The organism is Streptomyces coryli, assembly GCF_011044975.1.
GTDB lineage: Bacteria > Actinomycetota > Actinomycetes > Streptomycetales > Streptomycetaceae > Streptomyces > Streptomyces coryli.
Genome location: NZ_JAAKZV010000098.1, coordinates 1 through 19,477 on the forward strand (window position 1 = coordinate 1; position 19,477 = coordinate 19,477).

The following is a 19,477-nucleotide window of genomic DNA, read 5'->3' on the forward strand; positions in this document are numbered from 1 at the left end:
CGGCCCGCCCGGTCCCCCGGGCCTCCGCCGCGCCGCCCGCAGGCTCCGATCCGGGCGCCGTCTCCAATGTCGGTAACACCGGCGCCTGCATCGCCGTCTCCTCCACTCCGGCGAAGCGGGCCCCGCGCAGCCGGGCCGTCTTCCCGCCGCCGCCGCGGCGTGCCTGCGGGCCGGGATCGGTGGACGGCGAGGCGGTCGCGGAGGCCTGCCGCAGGGCCGCGATCCGCTCCCGCACCTCCCCCGCCCTGGCCATCAGCCGCGTGCGGTCGTCGTGCAGCCAGGCGCGGTCCTGGGTGAGGCGCGCGTGGTCGTGGGGCGTGTCGGCGTGCGACAGCGCGATGTGCACCTCACGCAGATCCTGGTCCGTGCGGTGCAGGTCCCGCTCCATCGCCGCCAGCGCGGCCGACAGCTCCGGCTCCGAGCCGAACTGCGCGTCCCACGCGGCCACCGCCGCACCGTGCAGCGACCGGGCCCGGGTCGCTGCCGGTCCCGCCGCCGCACCCGCGTCGGCCAGCAGGGACTCGACCACGTCCCACGGCGGCAGCTGGCGGCCCTGCAGGCAGGCGCGCAGGCCGTCCGGGTCGTGCCGGGAGAAGACGCCGTACCAGCCGGCGTCCGGATCCAGCCCGGCCGCCAAGGACTGCAGAAACTCCGCGAATCGTGCGACTTCGACCATCGCTACGTGTTCCGCCATTGCCACCCGCCACTCGTTTCCGCCAGGACCCGGCCCGGGCATTGCACACCCGGCCTGTTACGTCCGGGCTACGGGCACTTTGCGACTACCGAACTCGAACAACGGTCCAGCACGCCGCTACAGTGCCGCCCTATGAATGACGCCATGCTCACCATCGTCCTCGTCGTCGCGGGGGTGCTTGTCGGGGCGGGCCTCGGCTGGTACTCCCGCAATTCCCTCGCGGGCCGGAAGAGAGCCCGGCGCGAGCGCTTCTACGGCCTGCCGGAGAACTCCGAATGCCTCGTCGTGGTGAACCGCGACGCGAGCGGGGGTGACTGGAGCGTGGCCAAGCACGATGCGCTCGCGCTCCTCGAACTCGCCGCCGTGATCAAGGACTGCGGCGCGCACGTCCAGGTCATCGCCCACGACACCGCCCAGCAGGGGTTCGGCGACCGCACCGAATTCTGCGTCGGCACCCCGATATCCAACCGCCGGATGGCAGCCCATCTGCAGTCCCTCCTTCCCGGCATCCGCGTGAACACCGACCCCGAGCCGGGCCCGGACCGCGGCGCCTTCGCCGTCGGCAGCGAGCGCTACCGGCTGGAGAACGGCGTGGCGGAGCACGTGATCCTCGCCCGCCTCACCGCGGGCCAGGAAGCCCGCCCGGTCTTCATCTCCTGCGGCCAGCGCTCCATCACGAACCAGGCGGCGATGCGCTACCTGGCCCGTAACGAGGCCAAGCTGACCCGCAAATACGGCAACAGCTCCTTCGTCCTCCTCCTCAAGGTCGTCAACTCCCAGTCCTACGGCCCGGACGTCGTCGAACTGGTCGGCGACGTGACCAAGGCCGCCAAGGCGCCCTCCCCGCTCGCCGCCGTCCCGAAGGGCGACAAGGGCAAGGACCAGCTCACCAAGTGAGCTGCGCCCACGCCCGGGTGCCGACCGCGCTGCGGACGATCCCGGAACGGTCCGCATAGGCGCGTACGAGTATCAGTCCCCGGCCCGCTTCCGCCTCCCCCGCGTCCTGCGCCGCGGGCGCGGCAGCGGGCCGCCACGCGCCGGCGTCGCTGACCTCGATCCGCAGCACCGAGCCGGTGCGCGTCAGCCGCAGCCCGACATGCGCCGAGCCGCTGTGCAGCACCGAATTGCCGACGAACTCGGAGACGATGGCCCGCACCGCGAAGACCACGTCCTCCGGCGCCCGCCACACGCTCAGCACGGTGGCCGCGAAGGTCCGGGTCTCCGGCACCGCCACGCGAGTCGCGGGCAGCGTGCACGCCGCGAACGCCGAGTCGGCGGCGGGCGAGCCGGTGCCCGGCGGGCCGACGGCGGGCGGCTCGGCAGCGGGCCCGGCGCCCGCGCGGCCCGTCACGGCGCACCCCACGGCAGCTCGACCCACACGGCGGACGTGCCGTCGCGCATGCTCACCGACGAGCCGTACATGACGCCCTCGCTCAGCACCACGTCCATGGGGCGGGGTTCTTGGTGGTCGGGAGGGCGCGGCGAGGGGACTTCGGGCAGTATGGCCGTGACCGTGATCCGCAGCGCCTCCCGCGCGAAATAGAGATCGACCTGGCAGGGCCGTCCATTGAAATGCAGCTCCGTGTCGGCCGCGAGCGCCGCGGCGAGCCGAGCGGCGCACGGCCCTAACTCATGCCCCCGCAGCGTCGCGGAAACGAACGCGCGCACCCGCGCCGCATCAGCGCCGTCGGGCAGGGCGAGGATCTCGGGCACGGTCTCCACTGGCACCCCCAAGTGCATCCTGCTTACCTAGGTGCATAATTCCGCCCTTAGTACCTAGCGTGTCAAGCGAGTTGCGGGAAAGGAGCCCGAAATGGGCGACACCAGGCCGGTGTACCAGCGCATCGCGGACGATCTGCGCGAGCAGATCGACAAGGGCGACCTCGAGGTCGGTGCGCCCATCCCGTCGCGCTCCGCGCTCAAGCGCGCCTATGAGGCGAGCGACCAGACGGTGGACCGCGCGGTGCGCGTGCTGAAGGCCGCCGGGTATGCGCAGGGGCAGTTCGGCCGGGGCGTCTTCGTCATGGACCGCAAGCCGCTCGGGACGCTGCTGCGCTCCACCGGATCCGTCGACTCCCCCTTCGCCGCCCGCATTTCTGTCGACGGCACCGCGCTCAGCTGGGAAGCCACCTCCGTCACCACGCCGGCCGATCGGCGCATCGCCGAACGCCTCGGCATCCCGGCCGGCGACCGCGTGATGTGCACCCAGTACGAATACCTGGCGGACCGCAAGCCGGTGCAGCTCGCGACCAGTTGGGAACCGCTCGCCATCACCGAGGGCACCGACGTGCTCTTCCCGGAGCGCGGCCCGTATGCCAAGCGGGGCGTGCGCGGCCGGCTGGCGGCGATCGGCGTGCGGGTGGTGCGCGCGGCGGAGATCGTGGGCTCGCGCGCGGCCACCAGCGCCGAGGCCGAGACCCTCGGCTGCTCCCCCGGCCAGTGCCTCACCGTCGTGGAGCGCACCCACTACGACGCGGACGACCGCCCCGTGGAAACCTCCGACATCGTCATCCGCGCCGACCGCTGGCGCCTCGAATACGACATCCCCTTCACGAACTGACCCACCACCCCGGTCGCGCACCGAACCTTCGTGAACTGCCCGCTGCCCCATGACGCTTCACCCCTCCGACTCCGGATCAGTCACCGACAGTTACGAAGCTACCGCCAGGCACTGACAATCCGTGACGGACGCGGTGATCAGCGCGTGCACGCCCACAGCGCGAGCCCGAGACAGCTGAACGCGGCCCCCAGGGCGCATACGGCCCCCCAGCCCGCCGCCGCGTACACCGAGGTCGCGGCGATGGCGCCGGTCGCGCTGCCGACCGAGTAGAAGACCATGTAGCCACCGATCAGCCGGCTGCCCGCCTCCGGACGCAGCGCGTAGATCAGGGTCTGATTGGTGACGTGCACCGCCTGCACGGCGAGATCGAGGACGACCACCCCGGCCACCAGCGCCCAGAGCGACTCACGGGTGAAGGCCAGCGCCAGCCACGAGGCGGCGAGCAGCGCCAGGGCGACGCCAGTGGTCCGGCGGGAGAGCCCGCGGTCGTTCAGGCGGCCCGCCACCGTCGCCGCCAATGCGCCGGCGACACCGATCAGTCCGAGCGCCCCGATCGCGCCGTGGGACAGGAAGTACGGGGCCTCGCTGAGCGGCAGCGCGACGCTGCTCCACAGCGTGCTGAAGGCGGCGAAGATCAAGAGGCCGAACAAGGCCCGGTGCAGCAGCAGTCGTTCCCGTACGAACAGGGTGACCGTGGAGCGCAGCAGCTGCCCGTAGCGCAGCGTCTCCGGCGGCGTGCCGTGCCGCGGCAGCACGCGGTACAGGACCAGCGCGAGCAGGGCGGTGAGCACCGCCGAGGCGAGGTAGACGGCACGCCAGTCCGCGAGATCGGCTATGAGGCCGGACGCGGTGCGGGCCAGGAGGATGCCGATGACCACACCGCTGGTGACCGTACCGACAACTCGCCCGCGCTCGGCGCTCGGAGCCAGTGACGCCGCGTAGGCCACCAGCGTCTGCGTGACGACCGCGAGCAGCCCGGTCGCGGCCATGCCCGCGAGCAGGAGCGCCGCCGTATGCGCGGCGGACACCACGACCAGCGCCGCCATCAGGAGCAGCAACTGGCCCACCACCAGCCGTCTGCGGTCGGCCACATCACCCAGCGGCACGAGGAAGAAGAGCCCGAGCCCGTATCCGACGTGCGTGAGCGTGACCACGCTGCCGACGAGCGCCGGACTCATGGCGAGGTCGTCCCCCATGGTCACCAGCAGCGGCTGGGAGAAGTAGACGTTGGCCACCGCGGCTCCGCAGGCGACCGCGAACAACAGGACGACGCCACGCGACAGCATCGGCACTCCTCCCCACAGCTGGTTTCATCTTGCTACCAGCGGCGACGCTAGCCGCTTTTGGTAGCATGTTGCAACCAGACAGTGAGAGCGAGGGACGCCCATGGTCACCAGGACCCGCTTCGACGACAGCGATTGCCCCGTCGCCCGGTCCGTGGACGCGATCGGCGACTGGTGGTCCCTGCTGATCGTCCGGGACGCCTTCGACGGCAGCCGCCGCTTCGGGGAGTTCCAGCGCAGCCTCGGCGTGGCGAAGAACATCCTCACCGCACGACTGCGCGCCCTGGTCGCCGGCGGCGTCCTCGAATCCGTCCCCGCCTCGGACGGCAGCGCCTATCGGGAGTACGTACTGACGCCGAAGGGAAAGGCGCTCTTCCCCGTCATCGTGGCGCTGCGGCAGTGGGGCGAGGAGCACTTCTTCGCCGCCGGTGAGCCGCACTCACAGCTGGTCGACCGCCGACAGGGCCATGACCTCCGCGCGTTGGAGGTGCGGGCCGCGGACGGCCGCAGGCTGGACCCCGACGACACGGTCGTCCGCTACGTCTCCGAGACCTCCGCGTAAAGCTGGGACAGCTCCGGCGTGCCTTGCTCCACCCAGCCGGCGCCGACCTCGACGACGTCGATCGCGCGGCCCGAGGCGAGCTCGACCACTGGGCGGCCCTCGTCCGAGAGGTGCCAGCGGGCGCCGGGCACGGTGCGTACGACGACCGTGCCGAGGTAGAAGCCCGCGTCGTTGCCGAGCCAGTCCATTTCGAAGGACGGGTCCTCGCGCCAGCGCGGGAGCAGCTGGTCGAGGGCCTCCAACGAGGCCGCCGAATCGTCCAGTTCCACCCCCGCCGCCTCCGCCTGCGCGCGCAGCAGGTCGCACTCCGCCAGCAGCGCGGCCAGCCCTTCCGTCTCCTGCCGCTCCGCGCCGGCGGCCACGCTCCCGCCCGCAGCCGTGCCGGACCGCTTACGCCAGTTGTCCAGGAAGGGGATGTTCATACGTCAAGCGTCGCATCCGGGACGCCCGAAGCACCACAGGCACGCTGACAGCGGATCTTCACCTGTCGGTCATGTTTGTGGTCTTGACCAGTCACCACCGCCTCCCTAGGTTCATGGCGCCACTGCCGAACCACCTTCACACGCGCGGTGCTTGGCCCTCCCGGAAGGAACCCCCGTCTTGGCGCACAGAGCGAGCAGAGCGCACAGAGCGAGCAGCCTCCTGAGCACGGCCACCCTGGTCGCGCTCGCCGCCACCGCCCTGCCGGCGACCGCGACCGCGGCCGAGCAGACGGATCCGGTGCCGCTGGACCGCCTGTACGACAACACCGCGATCAGCGACGACGCCCGCCCCCAGGCCGCCGACTTCGACGGCGCCGGCGCCTCGCTGTCCGCTCAGGACCTCAGCGCCGCCGGCTGGCGCCCGGGCACCCGGCTGAACCTCGACGCCGCCCAGCTCGCCCTCCCCGCCTCCCGCCCCGGCACGCCGGACAACGTCCGCGCCGACGGCCAGGCGGTCAAGCTCCACGGCCGCGGCAACGCCCTCTCCTTCCTGGTCGCCGCCACCTCCCCCGGCGCGGCCGGCCAGGGCGCCAAGGGCACCGGCACCATCCGCTACCGCGACGGCTCCACCAGCTCGTACGACCTCAGCGCCCCCGACTGGCGCGGCGGCCCGCACTCCACCAAGGCGATATCGCTCCCGCACCTGAACACCCCGGGCGGCCAGCAGGCCGAGCGCCCCAAGCTCTACGCCGTCACCGTCCCGGTCAAGCGCGGCGCGGCCGTCGACTCCGTCGTGCTGCCCGAGGACCCGGGCCCGGACGCCGACCTGCACGTCTTCGCCGCGTCGGTACGGGCCGAGGCGAGCGCGTGGACCGGCAGCTGGGGCTCGTCCACCTCCGGCTATACGGCCGTGGGCCCGTGGACCGACCAGACGCTGCGCCTGGTCGTGCACAGCTCGGCGGGCGGCAACTACGCCCGCATCCGGCTGTCGAACACCTTCGCCGGCACGCCGCTGCGCGTCGGCGGCGCCACCGTCGCGGTGCAGGGCGAGGGCGCGAAGCCCGCGGGCAAGCCGGTGCGGCTGACCTTCGGCGGCCGGTCGGGTACGGAGATCGCGGCGGGCGCGCAGGCGGTCAGCGACCCGGTCGGCTTCCGGGTGCCGGCCGGGTCGAACCTGCTGGTCAGCTTCCACCTTCCGGAGCGGGTCGAGGCCGCGCCCGTGCACAGTCTGGCGATGCAGACGTCGTACATCAGCGCGGCGGGCAGCGGCAACCGCACCGGCGACACCGACGCCGGCGCCTTCGGCGGCACGATCACGACCTGGCCGTTCCTCACCGGCGTCGACGTCGGCGGCGGGCCGGGCTCGGTGGTGACGCTCGGCGACTCGATCACGGACGGCCAGGGCTCGACGAAGGACGCCAACCGCCGCTGGCCGGACTTCCTGGCCGGGCGCCTCCGCGCGGCCAGCCAGGACGGAGCCGTGCCCGCGTACGGCGTGCTCAACCAGGGCATCTCGGCGAACCGCGTGGTCGGCGACCGCTACACCGGCGACGGCGTCTCCACCGACGTCGGCGGCGTCTCCGCGCAGAACCGCCTGGAGCGCGACGTCCTCGCCCAGACCAACGCCCGTACCGTCTTCGTCTTCGAGGGCGTCAACGACGCCCGCTGGTCCTTCTCCCCCGACGAGATCATCGCCGGCCTGACCCGCATCGCCGACCGCGCGCACGCCCGCGGGCTGCGCGTGGTGGTGGCGACGGTGGTGCCCTGTGAGGGCGAGAAGCTCTGCAGCACGGCGCAGGCGGAGGCGACCCGCACCAAGGTGAACGACTTCATCCGCGCCCAGGACGGTGGCACCTTCGACGCGGTGGCCGACTTCGACGCGGTGGTACGGGACCCGGCGCAGCCGAGCCGCCTCCAGGCCCAGTACGACAGCAGCGATCACCTGCACCTGAACGACGCGGGCCTGAAGGCGATGGCCGACTCGCTCGACCTGAGGAAGCTGATGCCGTAAGCGCTAGAGCTCCAGGTCCGCGACCACCGGCGCGTGGTCGGACGGGGCCATGCTCGGCGGCGCGTCCTTCTTGCCGGGCCGCCGGGCCTCGCGGTCCACATACGCGTCCTTCACCGCGGCGGTGAAGGGCGCGTTGCCGTAGATGTGGTCGATGCGCATGCCCTTGTTCTTCTGGAAGCCCAGCATGCGGTAGTCCCAGAAAGTGAACGGGATGTCGTACTTCAGGGCCCGCGGATACACCTCGTCGAGCCCCGACTTCTGCAGCTCGATCAGCGCCGTCCGCTCCAGCTCGGAGACGTGCGTCGCGCCGTCGAACTTGGCGATGTCCCAGACGTCCTCGTCCTTGGGCGCCACATTGAAGTCACCCAGCACCGCGAAGGGCCGCGCGCCGGACGCGTCCTCGGCGGCCACCTGCCGGAGGGCCTCCAGCCACTGCAGCTTGTACTCGTAGTGCGCATGCCCGACCTCGCGCCCGTTCGGCACGTACAGCGACCACACCCGCACCGGGCCGCAGGTGGCGCCCACGGCGCGCGCCTCGACCGCGCCGTCGAACTCCGGCTGGCCCGGCAGATCGATCGTGACGTCCTCGAGGCCCAGCTTGGACAGCACCGCCACGCCGTTCCACCGCCCGCCGGCGCGCACCGCGGCCTCATAGCCGAGCTCGGCCAGCTTTTCCTGCGGGAACTGCTCCGGGGTGCACTTCAGCTCCTGCAGGCACACCACGTCGGGGGCGGCGGACTGCAGCCAGCCGGTGACGCGGTCGATGCGGGGATTGATCCCGTTGACATTCCAGGTAGCGATGCGCACAGACATGGCTTTGACCCTACCGGGTGAGTCTGACAGCGCTCCTCAAAGGACAGCGCCCCTCAGAGCGCCAGGCTCTCCCCCGACCCGAGCCGGATGTGCTCCGCACCGCCGATGCCGGGGCCGTCCGGGCCCAGCATCCGGTTGTAGACGGGCACGGCGATGTCCTCGGTCAGCAGCGCGTTGTGGATGTCGATCGCCCGGCCCGGCTTGACCTCGCGGACGTAGTCGATGACCTCGGCGAGCTTGCTCCATGGCGCCTGTACGGGCATCAGCAGGGTGTCCACCGGCCGCTCCGGGACGGTCAGCGCGTCCCCCGGGTGGAAGACGGAGCCGTCGATCACGTAGCCGACATTGGTGATCCGCGGGATGTCCGGGTGGATCACCGCGTGCAGCTCGCCGTGCACCTCGATCTCGAACCCGGCGGCGGTGAAGGTGTCGCCGTTCCCGACGGTGTGCACCCGTCCGGGGAAGGCCGCGGCGACCTGCTCCGCGACGCTGCGCAGGGTCCACAGCTCGGCGGCCGGACTGGCCTCCAGGGCGGCGCGCAGCTGCGCCTCGCTGAAGTGGTCCGGGTGCTCATGGGTGACCAGGATCGCGTCGGCGCCCACGGCCGCCTCCGGCTCGGTGAAGCCGCCCGGGTCGATGACCAGGGTGCGGCCGTCCCGCTCCAGCCGTACGCAGGCGTGGCCCTTCTTCGTCAGCTGCATCTGCTCGGCCCTTCTGAGTGATCAGTAGGTGATCAGTAGTCCGCGATCGACACGACCCGGACCTCGGGCTTCTTCGGGGAGCTGAGGTCCACGGCGATGTTGAGCTCGGGCTTCGGCCCCTTCTGCCCGACGTGCACCCCGTACCAGTCGCCCTTGTCGAACGACCAGCCGACCACATCGGCCTGCTTCTTGGTGATCGGGATCTCGCCGTTCCGCAGCTCGTCCGTGTCGCTGCCGACCTTCTTCATGAACTTGTCGAGCTTCTTGTCGGTCGTGGTGAACTCGACGAACAGCCAGCTCGTGCCCCACTTGTTCGTCTCGTACGAGGCCACGTCCTTGGACTTCGCCGGGATCGGTACCCCGTAGACCCGCCGCTGCACCTTCGACGGCCAGCCCTCCTCAAGACCCTGGGCGTCCGACTTCTCGGCCTTGTCGCGCCCTGCGTCGCGGCTCTGCAGCGCGGAGATGACGAGATAGACCGCCGGGATCAGGATGAGCAGCCCGATGATCGTGTACGACTTCCAGTTCCGCGGCACGCGGCGCTCCGGCGGGTGCGGTCCTGATCCGTTGCGCCCCGGATGGGACTGGTGCGGCACGTGCGGCTGGTCCGGGCCCGCGGGCGGGCCGGAGTCGTGCAGGGTCACTTGCCTACCACCTGAGCGAATCGTTCGTAGCGCTCGACCCGGCGCCGGTTGGTCCGCCGGAAGCGGCGGGCGACGAGGCGGGCGAGGTCGGCGGCCCCGACGAGCCCGGCCTCATTGCCGAGCTGGGCCTTGGCGATACGGGCCTCCGGGCGATAGCCGCGGCCGGTGAGCGAGCGCCGGAAGGCGTCCCTGGCGGGGCCGATCAGCAGGTCGTCGGCGGCGCTGACGCCGCCGCCGATGACGAAGCAGGCGGGGTCGATGGCGGCGGCGAGGTTGGCGATGCCGACGCCGAGCCACTGCCCGATGTCCTGCAGCAGCTCGACGCACATGGCGTCGCCCTCGCGCGCCAGCTGGGTGATCAGCGGCCCGGTGATCTCGCTGATGTCGCCGCCGACCCGGTCGATGATCCCGTACGCCACCGGCGACTCGGCCGCGGCGAGCTCGCGGGCCTCGCGGACCAGGGCGTTGCCGGAGCTGTACTGCTCCCAGCAGCCGCGATTGCCGCACGGGCAGCGGTGGCCGCCGGGCACGACCTGCATATGGCCGAACTCGCCGGCGACGCCGTACTTGCCGCGCTTGACCTGGCCGTCCTCCAGGATGGCGCCGCCGATGCCGGTGCCGAGCGTGATCATGACGAGGTAGTCCTCGCCGCGCCCGGCGCCGAAGCGCCACTCCGCCCAGGCGGCGGTGTTCGCGTCGTTGTCGACCATGACCGGGACCCGCAGCCGGGCGGACAGGGCGTCGCGCAGGGGCTCGTTCCGCCACGACAGGTGCGGCGCGAAGAGGATGCGATTGCGGTCGGCGTCGACCCAGCCGGCGGCGCCGACGCCCACGGCGTGGACGTCGTGCCGCTCCGACAGATCGAGCACCAGCTCGACGATGGTGTCCTCGACGACCTTGGGGCTCTTCGACTTGTCCGGGGTCTCGGCGCGCAGCCGCTCCAGGATGTTCCCGTCGGCGTCGACGACACCGGCGGCCACCTTCGTGCCCCCGATGTCGATGCCGACCGTGGGGACCCGCGGCGCGGTGAGGTGCGAGCGCCGCTCGCGCTGGCTCACGCTGCGCAGGACGGTGGCCCTTGCCGATCCGCGGTGGACTCTCTCCCGGTACGTCATCCCGGCCGATTCTGCCTCATGAGCGCGGCTTCCGCTGCGGGTGGGTGCCGTCCCGCCGCTGCTCCAGCTCCTTCACCAGGTCCTCGAGCTCGGAGCGGATCCAGTCGCGGGTGGCGACCTCGCCGAGGCCGATCCGCAGGGCGGCGATCTCGCGGGTCAGATACTCGGTGTCGGCGATGGAGCGCTCGTTCTGCTTGCGGTCCTGCTCCAGGTTGACCCGGTCGCGGTCGTCCTGCCGGTTCTGCGCGAGCAGGATCAGCGGGGCGGCGTACGAGGCCTGCAGCGACAGCATCAGCGTCAGGAAGATGAACGGGTACTGGTCGAAGCGCAGCGCATCGGGCATCACCACGTTCCAGACCACCCACAGCACGATGATCACCGTCATCCAGACGATGAACCTGCCGGTGCCGAGGAAGCGCGCGATCTGCTCCGAGAACCGGCCGAAGGCCTCGGGGTCGTAATCCGGCAGCAGCTTGCGCCGGGGCGGCATCGGCTGGTCGAGCCGGGCCCTGACCCGGCCCGGCTGCGGGGCGCTCCGCTCGCGTTCCTCAACCGCCATGCTGCGCCTCCTGGAACTCCTGCTCGCGCCAGTCGTCGGGCAGCATGTGGTCGAGCAGGTCGTCGACGGTCACGGCGCCGAGCAGCGACCCGCTGTCGTCGACCACGGGCCCGGCCACCATGTCGTACGTGGCGAAGAAGCCCGCGATCTCCGGCAGCGGCGCCTCCGGGGACAGGGCCTGCAGGTCGTCGTCGAGCGCCGAGCTGACCAGCGTGTACGGGGGATCGCGCAGCAGCCGCTGGAAGTGGATGGTGCCGAGGTACTTGCCGGTCGGGGTCTCCTCCGGCGGGCGGCAGACATAGACCTGCGCGGCCAGCGCGGGCGACAGGTCCGGGTTGCGGACCCGGGCGAGGGCGTCGGCGACGGTCGCGTCGGGGCGCAGCACGATCGGCTCGGTCGTCATCAGACCGCCCGCCGTCTTCTCCTCGTACGCCATCAGCCGCCGCACGTCGGCGGCGTCCGAGGGCCGCATCAGCGTGAGCAGGCGCTCCTTGTCGGTCTCCGGCAGCTCGGCGAGGAGGTCGGCCGCGTCGTCCGGGTCCATCTCCTCCAGGACGTCGGCGGCGCGCTCGTCGGCCAGCTTGCCGATGATCTCGATCTGGTCGTCCTCGGGCAGCTCCTCCAGGACGTCGGCGAGGCGCTCGTCCGTGAGCGCGGCGGCGACCTCGGCGCGCCGCTTCGGGGAGAGGTGGTGCAGCACGTTCGCCAGGTCGGCCGGGCGCAGCTGCTCGAAGGTCGCGAGCAGGTTCTCGGCGCCCTGGCCCTCCTCCTCGAGGGAGAAGCCCTCGACGTCGGTCCAGTCGACGGTGAAGGTCTCGCCCTTGCGCCGGAAGGTGCCGTGCCTGCCCTTGCGTACGAAGACCTTGTCGATCTCCCAGTCACGGCGGGCCGGCAGCTGCTGGATCGACACGTCCAGGACGGTGACCTCCTCGCCGCCGTCGACGAGGTGGACGCGCCGGTCGAGCATCTCGCCGAAGACGAGCCGCTCGGTGGGGCGCTGCTCGAAGCGCCGGACGTTGACCACGCCGGTGGTGATGACCTGGCCGGACTCGATGCCGGTCACGCGGGTGATGGGCAGGAAGATGTGCCGCCGCGTCGACAGCTCGACGACGAGGCCGAGCAGCCGCGGCGGGCGGGTGCCGACGCGCAGCATGGCGACCAGGTCGCGGACGCGGCCGACCTGGTCGCCGTTGGGGTCGAAGACGGCGACGCCGGAGAGATGCGACACGAAGATGCGCACAACAGGACAATAAGTGCATCACGTGGGCATCCGCAGCGTGGGGCCCCGGCCGCGGACCTACCGCTCGTGGCCGCCGAGGTGGTCCGGGACCGGCGCCCGCTCCAGCTCGTGCGACAGCTGCTCCAGCTCCGAGCCGCCCGCCATCTGGCGGGTGAGCTCGTCCAGGCCGATCTCGGACTTCAGGTGGCTGCCGGCCATGACGCCGCGCTTCAGCAGGACGAAGCGGTCGCCGACCAGGTAGGCGTGGTGCGGGTTGTGCGTGATCAGTACGACCCCGAGGCCCGCGTCCCGGGCCGCGGCCACGTACTTCAGGACCACGCCGGACTGCTTGACGCCAAGCGCCGCCGTCGGCTCGTCCAGGACCAGCACCTTCGCGCCGAAGTACACCGCCCGAGCGATCGCCACGCACTGCCGCTCGCCGCCCGAGAGCGTGCCGATCGGCTGGTCGACGTCCCGCAGGTCGATGCCCATGCGCAGCAGCTCGCTGTGGGTCGTGCGGCGCATCATGTCGACGTCCATGCGCCGGAAGGGCCCGCGGCCGTTCGTCGGCTCGGAGCCGAGGAAGAAGTTCCGCCAGACCGGCATCAGCGGGACGACCGCCAGGTCCTGGTAGACCGTGGCGATGCCGCGGTCCAGGGCCTCGCGCGGGTTCGCCAGCTTGGTCTCCTTGCCCTCGATGCGGAAGCTGCCCGAGGACTGCTGGTGCAGGCCCGCGATGATCTTGATGAGGGTGGACTTGCCCGCGCCGTTGTCGCCCAGCACGCAGGTGATCTCGCCGGGGTGGACCTCCAGCGAGACCCCCTCGAGCGCCCTGATGTTGCCGTAGTACTTGCTGACGTCCCGCAGCTCTACGAGCGGTGCGGCCTCAGCCACGTCGTCCTGCGTCATTTCGCCGCCTCCGCCCGCTTGCGCACCCACGCGTTCAGCAGCGTGGCCAGCAGCAGCATCGCTCCGAGGAAGAACCAGAACCAGTCCTGGTCCCACTGCGCGTACACGATGCCCTGCTTCGTCATGCCGAAGATCAGGGCGCCGATGCCGGCGCCGATCGCCGACCCGTAACCGCCGGTCAGCAGGCAGCCGCCGATCACCGCCGCCGCGATGTAGTGCAGCTCCAGGCCGCGGCCCTCGCCGGACTGCACCACGCCGAAGGAGAACAGCAGGTGCATGCCGGAGATCCAGGCCGCCAGGGCCACGCCGAGATAGAGCCCGATCTTGGTACGGAAGACCGGCACACCGACCGCGCGGGCCGCGTCCCGGCCGCCGCCGACCGCGAAGATCCAGTTGCCCCAGGTGGTACGGAGCAGGATCCAGGTCGCGACGGCCACCAGCGCCACCCACCACAGGATGGTGACCCGGAGGTCGAAGGAGCCGATGGAGATCGTCGAGGCGAAGATCTCCTTCGCCGACTCATAGCCCTCCATGTCGGTGATCGACTTCGTCTGCACCGTGCCGGAGATCAGCTTCGTCACGCCGACGTTCGCGCCCTGGAGCATCAGGAAGGTGCCCAGCGTGATGATGAAGCTGGGCAGCCCGGTGCGGATCAGCATGAAGCCGTTGAAGAACCCGATGGCCAGCGTGACCAGCAGGGATACGGCGACACCGACCCAGACATTCGCCGTCATCTGGTACGCGAACATCGACGCCACCAGCGCCGACGCCGTCACCAGCACACCCGCGGACAGGTCGAACTCGCCGCCGATCATCAGCAGCGCCACCGGCACCGCCATGATCCCGATCAGCGAGGCAGCGTAGAGGACGGTGTCCAGGCTGCTCACGAACGACTCGGTCATGACCGAGAAGAACAGGAACACCGCGACCGCGCCGATCACCGAGCCGAGCTCGGGGCGGCCGAGGAGGCGGCTCAGCAGCGGGCGGTGTACGAGCCGCTCATCGATCGCGGCCGGCTCGACCGTACTCGTATCCGTCATCGAGTCCCCCGCTCCGCGTATTTCTGCAGGTCAGCGGCGTCCTCCTTGGTGAGGATCTGCGGGCCGGTGAGCACCGGCCGGCCGCCGCCGAGCATGTTGCCGTTGTATTTGTACAGCCACAGCAGGTCGATCGCCTCGTACCCCTGCAGGTACTGCTGCTGGTCGACGGCGAAGGACAGCGTCCCGTCGCCGAGGCCCTTCGCCACGCCCGCGGTGAGATCGAAGGTGGAGATCTGCGCGTCGGAGCCCGCCGAGTCCTTCGCCTTCACCGCCGTGTCCGCGAAGGGCGCGCCCAGGGTGAGGACGGAGTCGATGGACTTGTCGGCGGTCAGCTTCGCCTCCAGGGAGGACTCGACGGACGGCATGTTGGTGCCCTCCACGTAGAGCTTCTCCATCGTGCCGTCGAAGGTCTTGGCGGCGCCGTCGCAACGCTGCTCGTGGCCGACGTTGCCCTGCTCGTGCAGAACGCACAGCGCCTTCTTGCGGCCGGTCTTGTTCAGCTGCTCGCCCGCGGCCTCACCGGCGACGTCCTCGTCCTGGCCGAGGTGGGCGAGCGCGCCGAACTTCTTGGAGTCCTCGGCGCCCGAATTGATGGTGAGGACCGGGATGCCGGCCTTCACGGCCTTCTGCACCACGGCCTTCATGGCGGACGGCTTGGCGAGCGTGACGACGATGCCGTCGACCTTCTGGTCGATGGCGTTCTGCACCAGCTGCGCCTGCTCGTTCGCCTCCGGGTTGGCCCCGTAGGTGAGCTTGATGTTGTCCTTGTCGGCCGCCTGCTGGGCGCCCTTGCGGACCACGTCCCAGAAGGTGTCGCCCTGGCCCGAGTGGGTGATCATTGCCACCGTCCAGCGTGGCGTGTCCACGGCAGGCTTGCCGCCGGACTGCTCCGCGGCCTCTTCGGCCCGCTTTCCGCCGGTGCTGCTGCATCCCGCCACCGCGGCGCCCAGCGCCAGCGCGAGCGCGCCTCCGACCCAGGCCCGAACCCTTGCCACGAGCTGTTGTCCCTTGCGTAGTGCCAGCTGGTACGGCCGGAGCCGCCGGTGGCCGCACAGCCACCGGAATGATCTGCTCCGACCGCCCCAGTATGGTTCACCACGCCTGGTGAGGCGGTCACCGGGTACCGCGAGCGGTGTACTTCTTCAGCGCCGGGGCGTCCTTTCCGGTGACGATCGCGGGGCCGGTGAGGACGGGCTTGCCGCCGCCGATGACGTTCGCGTTCGTCTTGTAGAGCCACAGCTCGTCGACGGCGAGGTAGCCCTGGAGGTAGGGCTGCTGGTCGACGGCGAAGGCGATCTCCTTCGACTCCAGCTGACCCGCGACCTCCTTGTCCAGGTCGAAGGTGGAGACCTCGGCCTTGCTGCCGGTGTCGCCCTTGGCCTTCAGCGCGGCGCCCGCGATGCCCGCGTTCAGGGCGACGACCGCGTCCACGTCGTCGGACGCCTCCAGCTTGCTCTGGATCGACGCCGTGGTGCCGGCCTTGTCGGCGCCGTCGACGGTCAGGTTCTCGATGTCGCCCTTGAAGGTCTTCTTCACGCCGGCGCAGCGCTCCTCGAGCGAGACGTTGCCCTGCTCATGGATGACGCAGACCGCCTTCTTGCGGCCGGTGTCGTTCAGCTGCTCGCCGACCGCCTCGCCCGCGATGCCCTCGTCCTGGCCGATGTGCGAGAGCGCGCCCATGGCCTTGGAGAACTGCTGCCCGGAGTTGATCGTCACCACCGGGATGCCGGCCTTGACGGCCTTCTCGACGTTCTCGCGCATGGCGTCGGGCTTGGCGAGGGTGACGATGATGCCGTCCATCTTCTGGTCGATGGCGTTCTGCACCAGCGTGGCCTGGCCCTCGGCCTTGTCGTCGTTCTGGTAGTGCAGCTTGACGTTGTCCTTCGCCGCCGCCTGCTCGCCGCCCTTGAGGACGATGTCCCAGAAGGCGTCGCCCTTGGCCGAGTGCGTGATCATGGCGATGTCGAGCTTGGGGGTGTCGGCGGCCTTGCCGCCGGACGCGCCGTCGCCCTTGTCCTCGGACTCCTTGCCGCCCGAGCCGCTGCACGCGGCCGCGCCGAAGGCCATCACCGCGGCCACCACCACAGCCGCAGTCCGTGTCGTCCGATAGCGCCTCATCATCCCGATCCCCGCCTCTCCTCCAGGCCGCCGGGATGGACCCGGTGGACTGGAGGAGTTGTAGCGAGAGGGCTGACTGGGCGTCAATGACTTTGTCATAACATTCTGACGCGGCCGCGGTCCGTCACCCCGTGAAATACGCCTCCAGCTCCGCGATCGAGGTGAAGGTGCGGCTGCCGCCGGGGGTGCCGATGATACGGACCCCATCGCCCGCGGTGGCGTCGAAGGTGAGCTCGTACGTCTTACCGGGCCCGGCCGTGTTGTTGTACGGGTAGTCGGGGCCGATCGCGAGGCCGGTGACGTCCGTCCACCGGTGGTCCTTCCTCACCTGCACCCGCAGGTCGGAGGCGAACCAGCCGCCGTCCCCGAACATCTTCCCGGGCGTGTAGACGACCTTGTTGACCTTGTACTGCTTCGGCCAGGTGTAGCCCCACCAGCTCGCCGACTTGTTCTCGTCGTTCCAGTCGTCCTCGCTGTGGTCCTTCACGCCGTCGTTGTAGAAGTGCTCGTTGCCGAAGTGCGCGACCCGCTCGGTCCGCGCCGTCCCCGGCTCCCTGGCGAGGTTCTTGGCGGGGTCTGCCGGATTGTCCGGGGTGGTCTCCTTGTACGGCTCCAGGTGCATCTTGCGGAGCGAGAAGGTGTACGCGTACCAGTCGTCGGCCGGCACCCCGCCGCCGCACGGGCAGACGTTGGACTGCAGCCACATGTCCTTGCCGTCGGCGCTGATGTACTTCGACGGGATGGTGGTGGCGTAGCCGCCGTGCTTCTGGTGCGTCCACGTATAACCGCCGAAGTCCTTCGAGTCGAAGCGCTTCCACGGGCCGTACGGGGTCGGCGACTCGTAGAACTCGAAGGTGTACTCGGTCCAGGACGTGTAGATGTAGCGGTTCAGCGGCTTGTTGTAGACGACGCCGCCCTGGCTGAGGGTGGTCATGTTGCTGATCCGGTCGCTGTAGACGTCCGGGTAGACGCGCCGGTCGTCGTGGATGACCGGCTTGCGCGCGCCGATGTCCTTCGACCAGGTGGGCTTGCCGTCGGTGCCGTAGCCGCTGACGAACTCCCAGGCGGCGCGGTTCATCACGTCGCCCTTCGGGACCCGGGCGAGGTAGAGGTCGACGGGGTCGGGGACCTTGTCGCTGAAGGAGTCGCGCCAGTTGTGGTCGAGGCCGTAGGCGTAGACGTAGTCGTCGGGGGCGTTGGCGTAGGCCTTGCCGTAGTCCAGGAACATGACGGTGGTGAAGACGCCGTCCGGGAACATCGGCTTGGACTTGTCCCAGGTCCAGGTCCTGCCGTGGTCGGTGGACTTGGCGATGGTCGCGGCCGGCGCGGCGTCGAAGTTGAAGGCCAGGTCCTGGACGGCGAGGTACATGTCGCCGCCGACGCAGGCCATGCCGGTGGGCTTGCGGGTGTGGTCGGCGTTCCAGACCTGGCCGACGTTGTCGCCCTCGGCGAGCTGGGTGCCTTCGAGACTGCCCGGCTGGCCGCTGATCCGGGCGACGCCGATGTCGTGGTACGACTCGTCGTAGCCGATGCCGTCGCCGTACGCGCCGTAGAGCTGGTCGTCGTCGGACCAGCAATTCGGCCACAGGTCACCGCGGTTGCGGTTGTTGCCGTTCGCCGGGGCGCCGACGGTGGCGCCGGAATCGATTTCAACGGTCGAGAAGAACGTACTGTCCGGCGGCGAGTCGGCGAGCTGAGCGGCTTGCGGGGACGAGGAGTTGCCCATCATCACGGCCGTGGCAAGCGCCAGCAGGCCCGCGGCGAGCGCATGCCAGAGGCGGAGTCGGACTCTTCGGTGCATCGAGGTCTCCGGGTGGTGGCGGGGTCGGGGTGCACGAAGGGGAGGTCGGCGAAACCGAGTTGGTGAAATCGATTTCGCAGCGGACCGTATAGCCGGCCGGGAGACGCGTCAACAGGTCCCGCGTCCCGGAACGCGGGACGGCACGGGAATGAGAGGGCCCGCCCTCAACTCCGGTCGAGCAGCTGGAACTCGAAGGTGTAGCGCGACGCCCGGTAGATGTGCGAGCCGAACTCCACCGCCCGCCCGGTGTCGTCGAAGGCCGTCCGCTCCATGGTCAGCAGCGGGCCTCCCGGCGCCTCGGCCAGCTCCGTGGCCTCCGCGGCGGTGGCCGCCCTCGCACCCACCGCCTGCCGGGCGCTGTGCAGCGTGATCCCGGCGCGGCGCAGCAGCTGGTAGAGCCCCGACTCCTCCAGCTCGGCCGTCTTCAGTTCCAGCAGCCCGGCCGGGAGGTAATTGGTCAGCCGGGCCATCGGCTCGCCGTGGGTGAGCCGCAGCCGCTCGACCACCGCCACCTCGGCGTCCTCGGCGATGCCGAGCGCGGCCGCGACCCGGGGTCCGGCGGGCTCGATGTCGTTACGGAGCACGCGGGTCGCGGGCCGCTGCCCCGCGGCGGCGAGATCGTCGTAGAGGCTGGTGAGCGCGAGCGGCCGGCGCACCTGGCTGTGCACCACCTGGGTGCCGATGCCGCGGCGTCTGACCAGCAGTCCTTTGTCGACAAGGGACTGAATCGCCTGCCGCACGGTCGGCCGGGACAGGCCGAGCCGGCCGGCCAGCTCGATCTCGTTGCCGAGCAGCGAGCCCGGCGTGAGCCCGCCGGTCTCGATGGCCTTCTCGAGCTGCTGTGCCAACTGGAAGTAGAGCGGGACCGGGCTGTTGCGGTCCACGCCCAGCCGTAGGGAGCCCTGGGCCCCCGCGTCGCGCTTCGCCACGCAGCGGAGCGTATCGGCAGGTGTGGGCCGCGGGAAGGGATCAGGTCACGTTGTCCTGACAATTGACACGGGCGGATCGCCCCCGTGTAGTTGGATC

20 protein-coding genes and 1 pseudogene are annotated in these 19,477 nt (G+C 70.7%); 4 read left to right on the plus strand and 17 right to left on the minus strand.

Annotated features, from left to right (window positions below; all coding sequences use genetic code 11):
* Window positions 1-694 (minus strand): annotated as a pseudogene (locus G5C51_RS21565) (hypothetical protein); the annotation flags it as partial.
* Window positions 695-826: 132 nt separating this feature from the next.
* On the opposite strand from G5C51_RS21565, the gene G5C51_RS21570 reads away from it, so the two are divergent.
* Window positions 827-1,591 (plus strand): hypothetical protein, encoded by a 765-nt coding sequence (locus tag G5C51_RS21570; protein WP_165239793.1) that lies wholly within the window; start codon window positions 827-829, stop codon window positions 1,589-1,591.
* Here the strand turns inward: G5C51_RS21570 and G5C51_RS21575 are convergent.
* Together G5C51_RS21575 and G5C51_RS21580 are read right to left on the minus strand one after the other, a co-directional pair.
* On the minus strand, window positions 1,581-2,045 hold the full coding sequence (locus tag G5C51_RS21575; RefSeq protein WP_165239794.1) for an ATP-binding protein: 465 nt from the start codon (window positions 2,043-2,045) through the stop codon (window positions 1,581-1,583). The two genes, G5C51_RS21570 and G5C51_RS21575, sit on opposite strands and share 11 nt — an antisense overlap.
* Window positions 2,042-2,407 carry a hypothetical protein gene (locus G5C51_RS21580; protein ID WP_165239795.1) on the minus strand — a complete coding sequence of 122 codons (366 nt, stop codon included), beginning with the start codon at window positions 2,405-2,407 and terminating at the stop codon, window positions 2,042-2,044. Before G5C51_RS21580 ends, G5C51_RS21575 begins: the two co-directional genes overlap by 4 nt.
* A gap of 100 nt (window positions 2,408-2,507) precedes the next feature.
* Here G5C51_RS21580 and G5C51_RS21585 point away from each other — a divergent pair, with 100 nt between their 5' ends.
* Window positions 2,508-3,254, plus strand: coding sequence for a GntR family transcriptional regulator (locus G5C51_RS21585; protein ID WP_165239796.1), 747 nt, complete (start codon window positions 2,508-2,510; stop codon window positions 3,252-3,254).
* Window positions 3,255-3,391: 137 nt separating this feature from the next.
* Here the strand turns inward: G5C51_RS21585 and G5C51_RS21590 are convergent, their stop codons facing one another.
* Window positions 3,392-4,540 (minus strand): MFS transporter, encoded by a 1,149-nt coding sequence (locus G5C51_RS21590; protein ID WP_165239797.1) that lies wholly within the window; start codon window positions 4,538-4,540, stop codon window positions 3,392-3,394.
* A 100-nt stretch (window positions 4,541-4,640) separates the two neighbouring features.
* Between G5C51_RS21590 and G5C51_RS21595 the strand changes: the two genes are divergently transcribed.
* Window positions 4,641-5,099 (plus strand): winged helix-turn-helix transcriptional regulator, encoded by a 459-nt coding sequence (locus G5C51_RS21595; RefSeq protein ID WP_165239798.1) that lies wholly within the window; start codon window positions 4,641-4,643, stop codon window positions 5,097-5,099.
* On the opposite strand, the gene G5C51_RS21600 is transcribed toward G5C51_RS21595, so the two are convergent.
* Window positions 5,075-5,521: a DUF6278 family protein gene (locus G5C51_RS21600; protein WP_165239799.1), complete on the minus strand. Its 447-nt coding sequence runs from the start codon at window positions 5,519-5,521 to the stop codon at window positions 5,075-5,077. The genes G5C51_RS21595 and G5C51_RS21600 overlap by 25 nt on opposite strands.
* 178 nt (window positions 5,522-5,699) lie before the next feature.
* Between G5C51_RS21600 and G5C51_RS21605 the strand changes: the two genes are divergently transcribed.
* Complete coding sequence (locus tag G5C51_RS21605) at window positions 5,700-7,532, plus strand: SGNH/GDSL hydrolase family protein (RefSeq protein ID WP_165239800.1); 1,833 nt, start codon at window positions 5,700-5,702, stop codon at window positions 7,530-7,532.
* Between the two features lie 3 nt (window positions 7,533-7,535).
* Here G5C51_RS21605 and G5C51_RS21610 read toward each other — a convergent pair whose 3' ends face one another.
* The 12 genes from G5C51_RS21610 to G5C51_RS21665 all read right to left on the minus strand — a co-directional run bounded on the left by G5C51_RS21610 (window position 7,536) and on the right by G5C51_RS21665 (window position 19,335).
* Window positions 7,536-8,339 carry an exodeoxyribonuclease III gene (locus G5C51_RS21610; protein WP_338118246.1) on the minus strand — a complete coding sequence of 268 codons (804 nt, stop codon included), beginning with the start codon at window positions 8,337-8,339 and terminating at the stop codon, window positions 7,536-7,538.
* Window positions 8,340-8,398: 59 nt separating this feature from the next.
* Entirely contained in the window at window positions 8,399-9,046 is a 648-nt protein-coding gene (locus G5C51_RS21615) for an MBL fold metallo-hydrolase (RefSeq protein ID WP_165239802.1), read from the minus strand.
* 32 nt (window positions 9,047-9,078) lie between these two features.
* Window positions 9,079-9,690, minus strand: coding sequence for a sugar kinase (locus G5C51_RS21620; RefSeq protein ID WP_165239803.1), 612 nt, complete (start codon window positions 9,688-9,690; stop codon window positions 9,079-9,081).
* Window positions 9,687-10,805, minus strand: a complete 1,119-nt coding sequence (locus tag G5C51_RS21625) for an ROK family glucokinase (RefSeq protein ID WP_165239804.1) — start codon at window positions 10,803-10,805, stop codon at window positions 9,687-9,689. The genes G5C51_RS21620 and G5C51_RS21625 overlap by 4 nt, the downstream gene beginning before the upstream one ends.
* A 16-nt stretch (window positions 10,806-10,821) precedes the next feature.
* Window positions 10,822-11,364: a DUF1003 domain-containing protein gene (locus G5C51_RS21630; RefSeq protein ID WP_165239805.1), complete on the minus strand. Its 543-nt coding sequence runs from the start codon at window positions 11,362-11,364 to the stop codon at window positions 10,822-10,824.
* Window positions 11,354-12,604, minus strand: coding sequence for a magnesium transporter MgtE N-terminal domain-containing protein (locus G5C51_RS21635; protein ID WP_165239806.1), 1,251 nt, complete (start codon window positions 12,602-12,604; stop codon window positions 11,354-11,356). Before G5C51_RS21635 ends, G5C51_RS21630 begins: the two co-directional genes overlap by 11 nt.
* Before the next feature lie 57 nt (window positions 12,605-12,661).
* Window positions 12,662-13,492 (minus strand): ATP-binding cassette domain-containing protein, encoded by an 831-nt coding sequence (locus G5C51_RS21640; protein WP_165239807.1) that lies wholly within the window; start codon window positions 13,490-13,492, stop codon window positions 12,662-12,664.
* Window positions 13,489-14,532, minus strand: coding sequence for an ABC transporter permease (locus G5C51_RS21645; protein ID WP_165239808.1), 1,044 nt, complete (start codon window positions 14,530-14,532; stop codon window positions 13,489-13,491). The genes G5C51_RS21640 and G5C51_RS21645 overlap by 4 nt, the downstream gene beginning before the upstream one ends.
* Window positions 14,529-15,527 carry a substrate-binding domain-containing protein gene (locus G5C51_RS21650; protein WP_165239809.1) on the minus strand — a complete coding sequence of 333 codons (999 nt, stop codon included), beginning with the start codon at window positions 15,525-15,527 and terminating at the stop codon, window positions 14,529-14,531. The genes G5C51_RS21645 and G5C51_RS21650 overlap by 4 nt, the downstream gene beginning before the upstream one ends.
* 118 nt (window positions 15,528-15,645) lie before the next feature.
* The gene (locus G5C51_RS21655) at window positions 15,646-16,650 is read right to left on the minus strand and encodes a substrate-binding domain-containing protein (RefSeq protein ID WP_240929836.1); all 1,005 of its coding nucleotides are present in this window, start codon (window positions 16,648-16,650) and stop codon (window positions 15,646-15,648) included.
* 124 nt (window positions 16,651-16,774) lie between these two features.
* Window positions 16,775-18,451 (minus strand): DUF4185 domain-containing protein, encoded by a 1,677-nt coding sequence (locus G5C51_RS21660; protein WP_165239810.1) that lies wholly within the window; start codon window positions 18,449-18,451, stop codon window positions 16,775-16,777.
* 164 nt (window positions 18,452-18,615) lie between these two features.
* Window positions 18,616-19,335: a UTRA domain-containing protein gene (locus G5C51_RS21665; RefSeq protein WP_165239818.1), complete on the minus strand. Its 720-nt coding sequence runs from the start codon at window positions 19,333-19,335 to the stop codon at window positions 18,616-18,618.
* Between the last annotated feature and the right edge of the window lie 142 nt (window positions 19,336-19,477).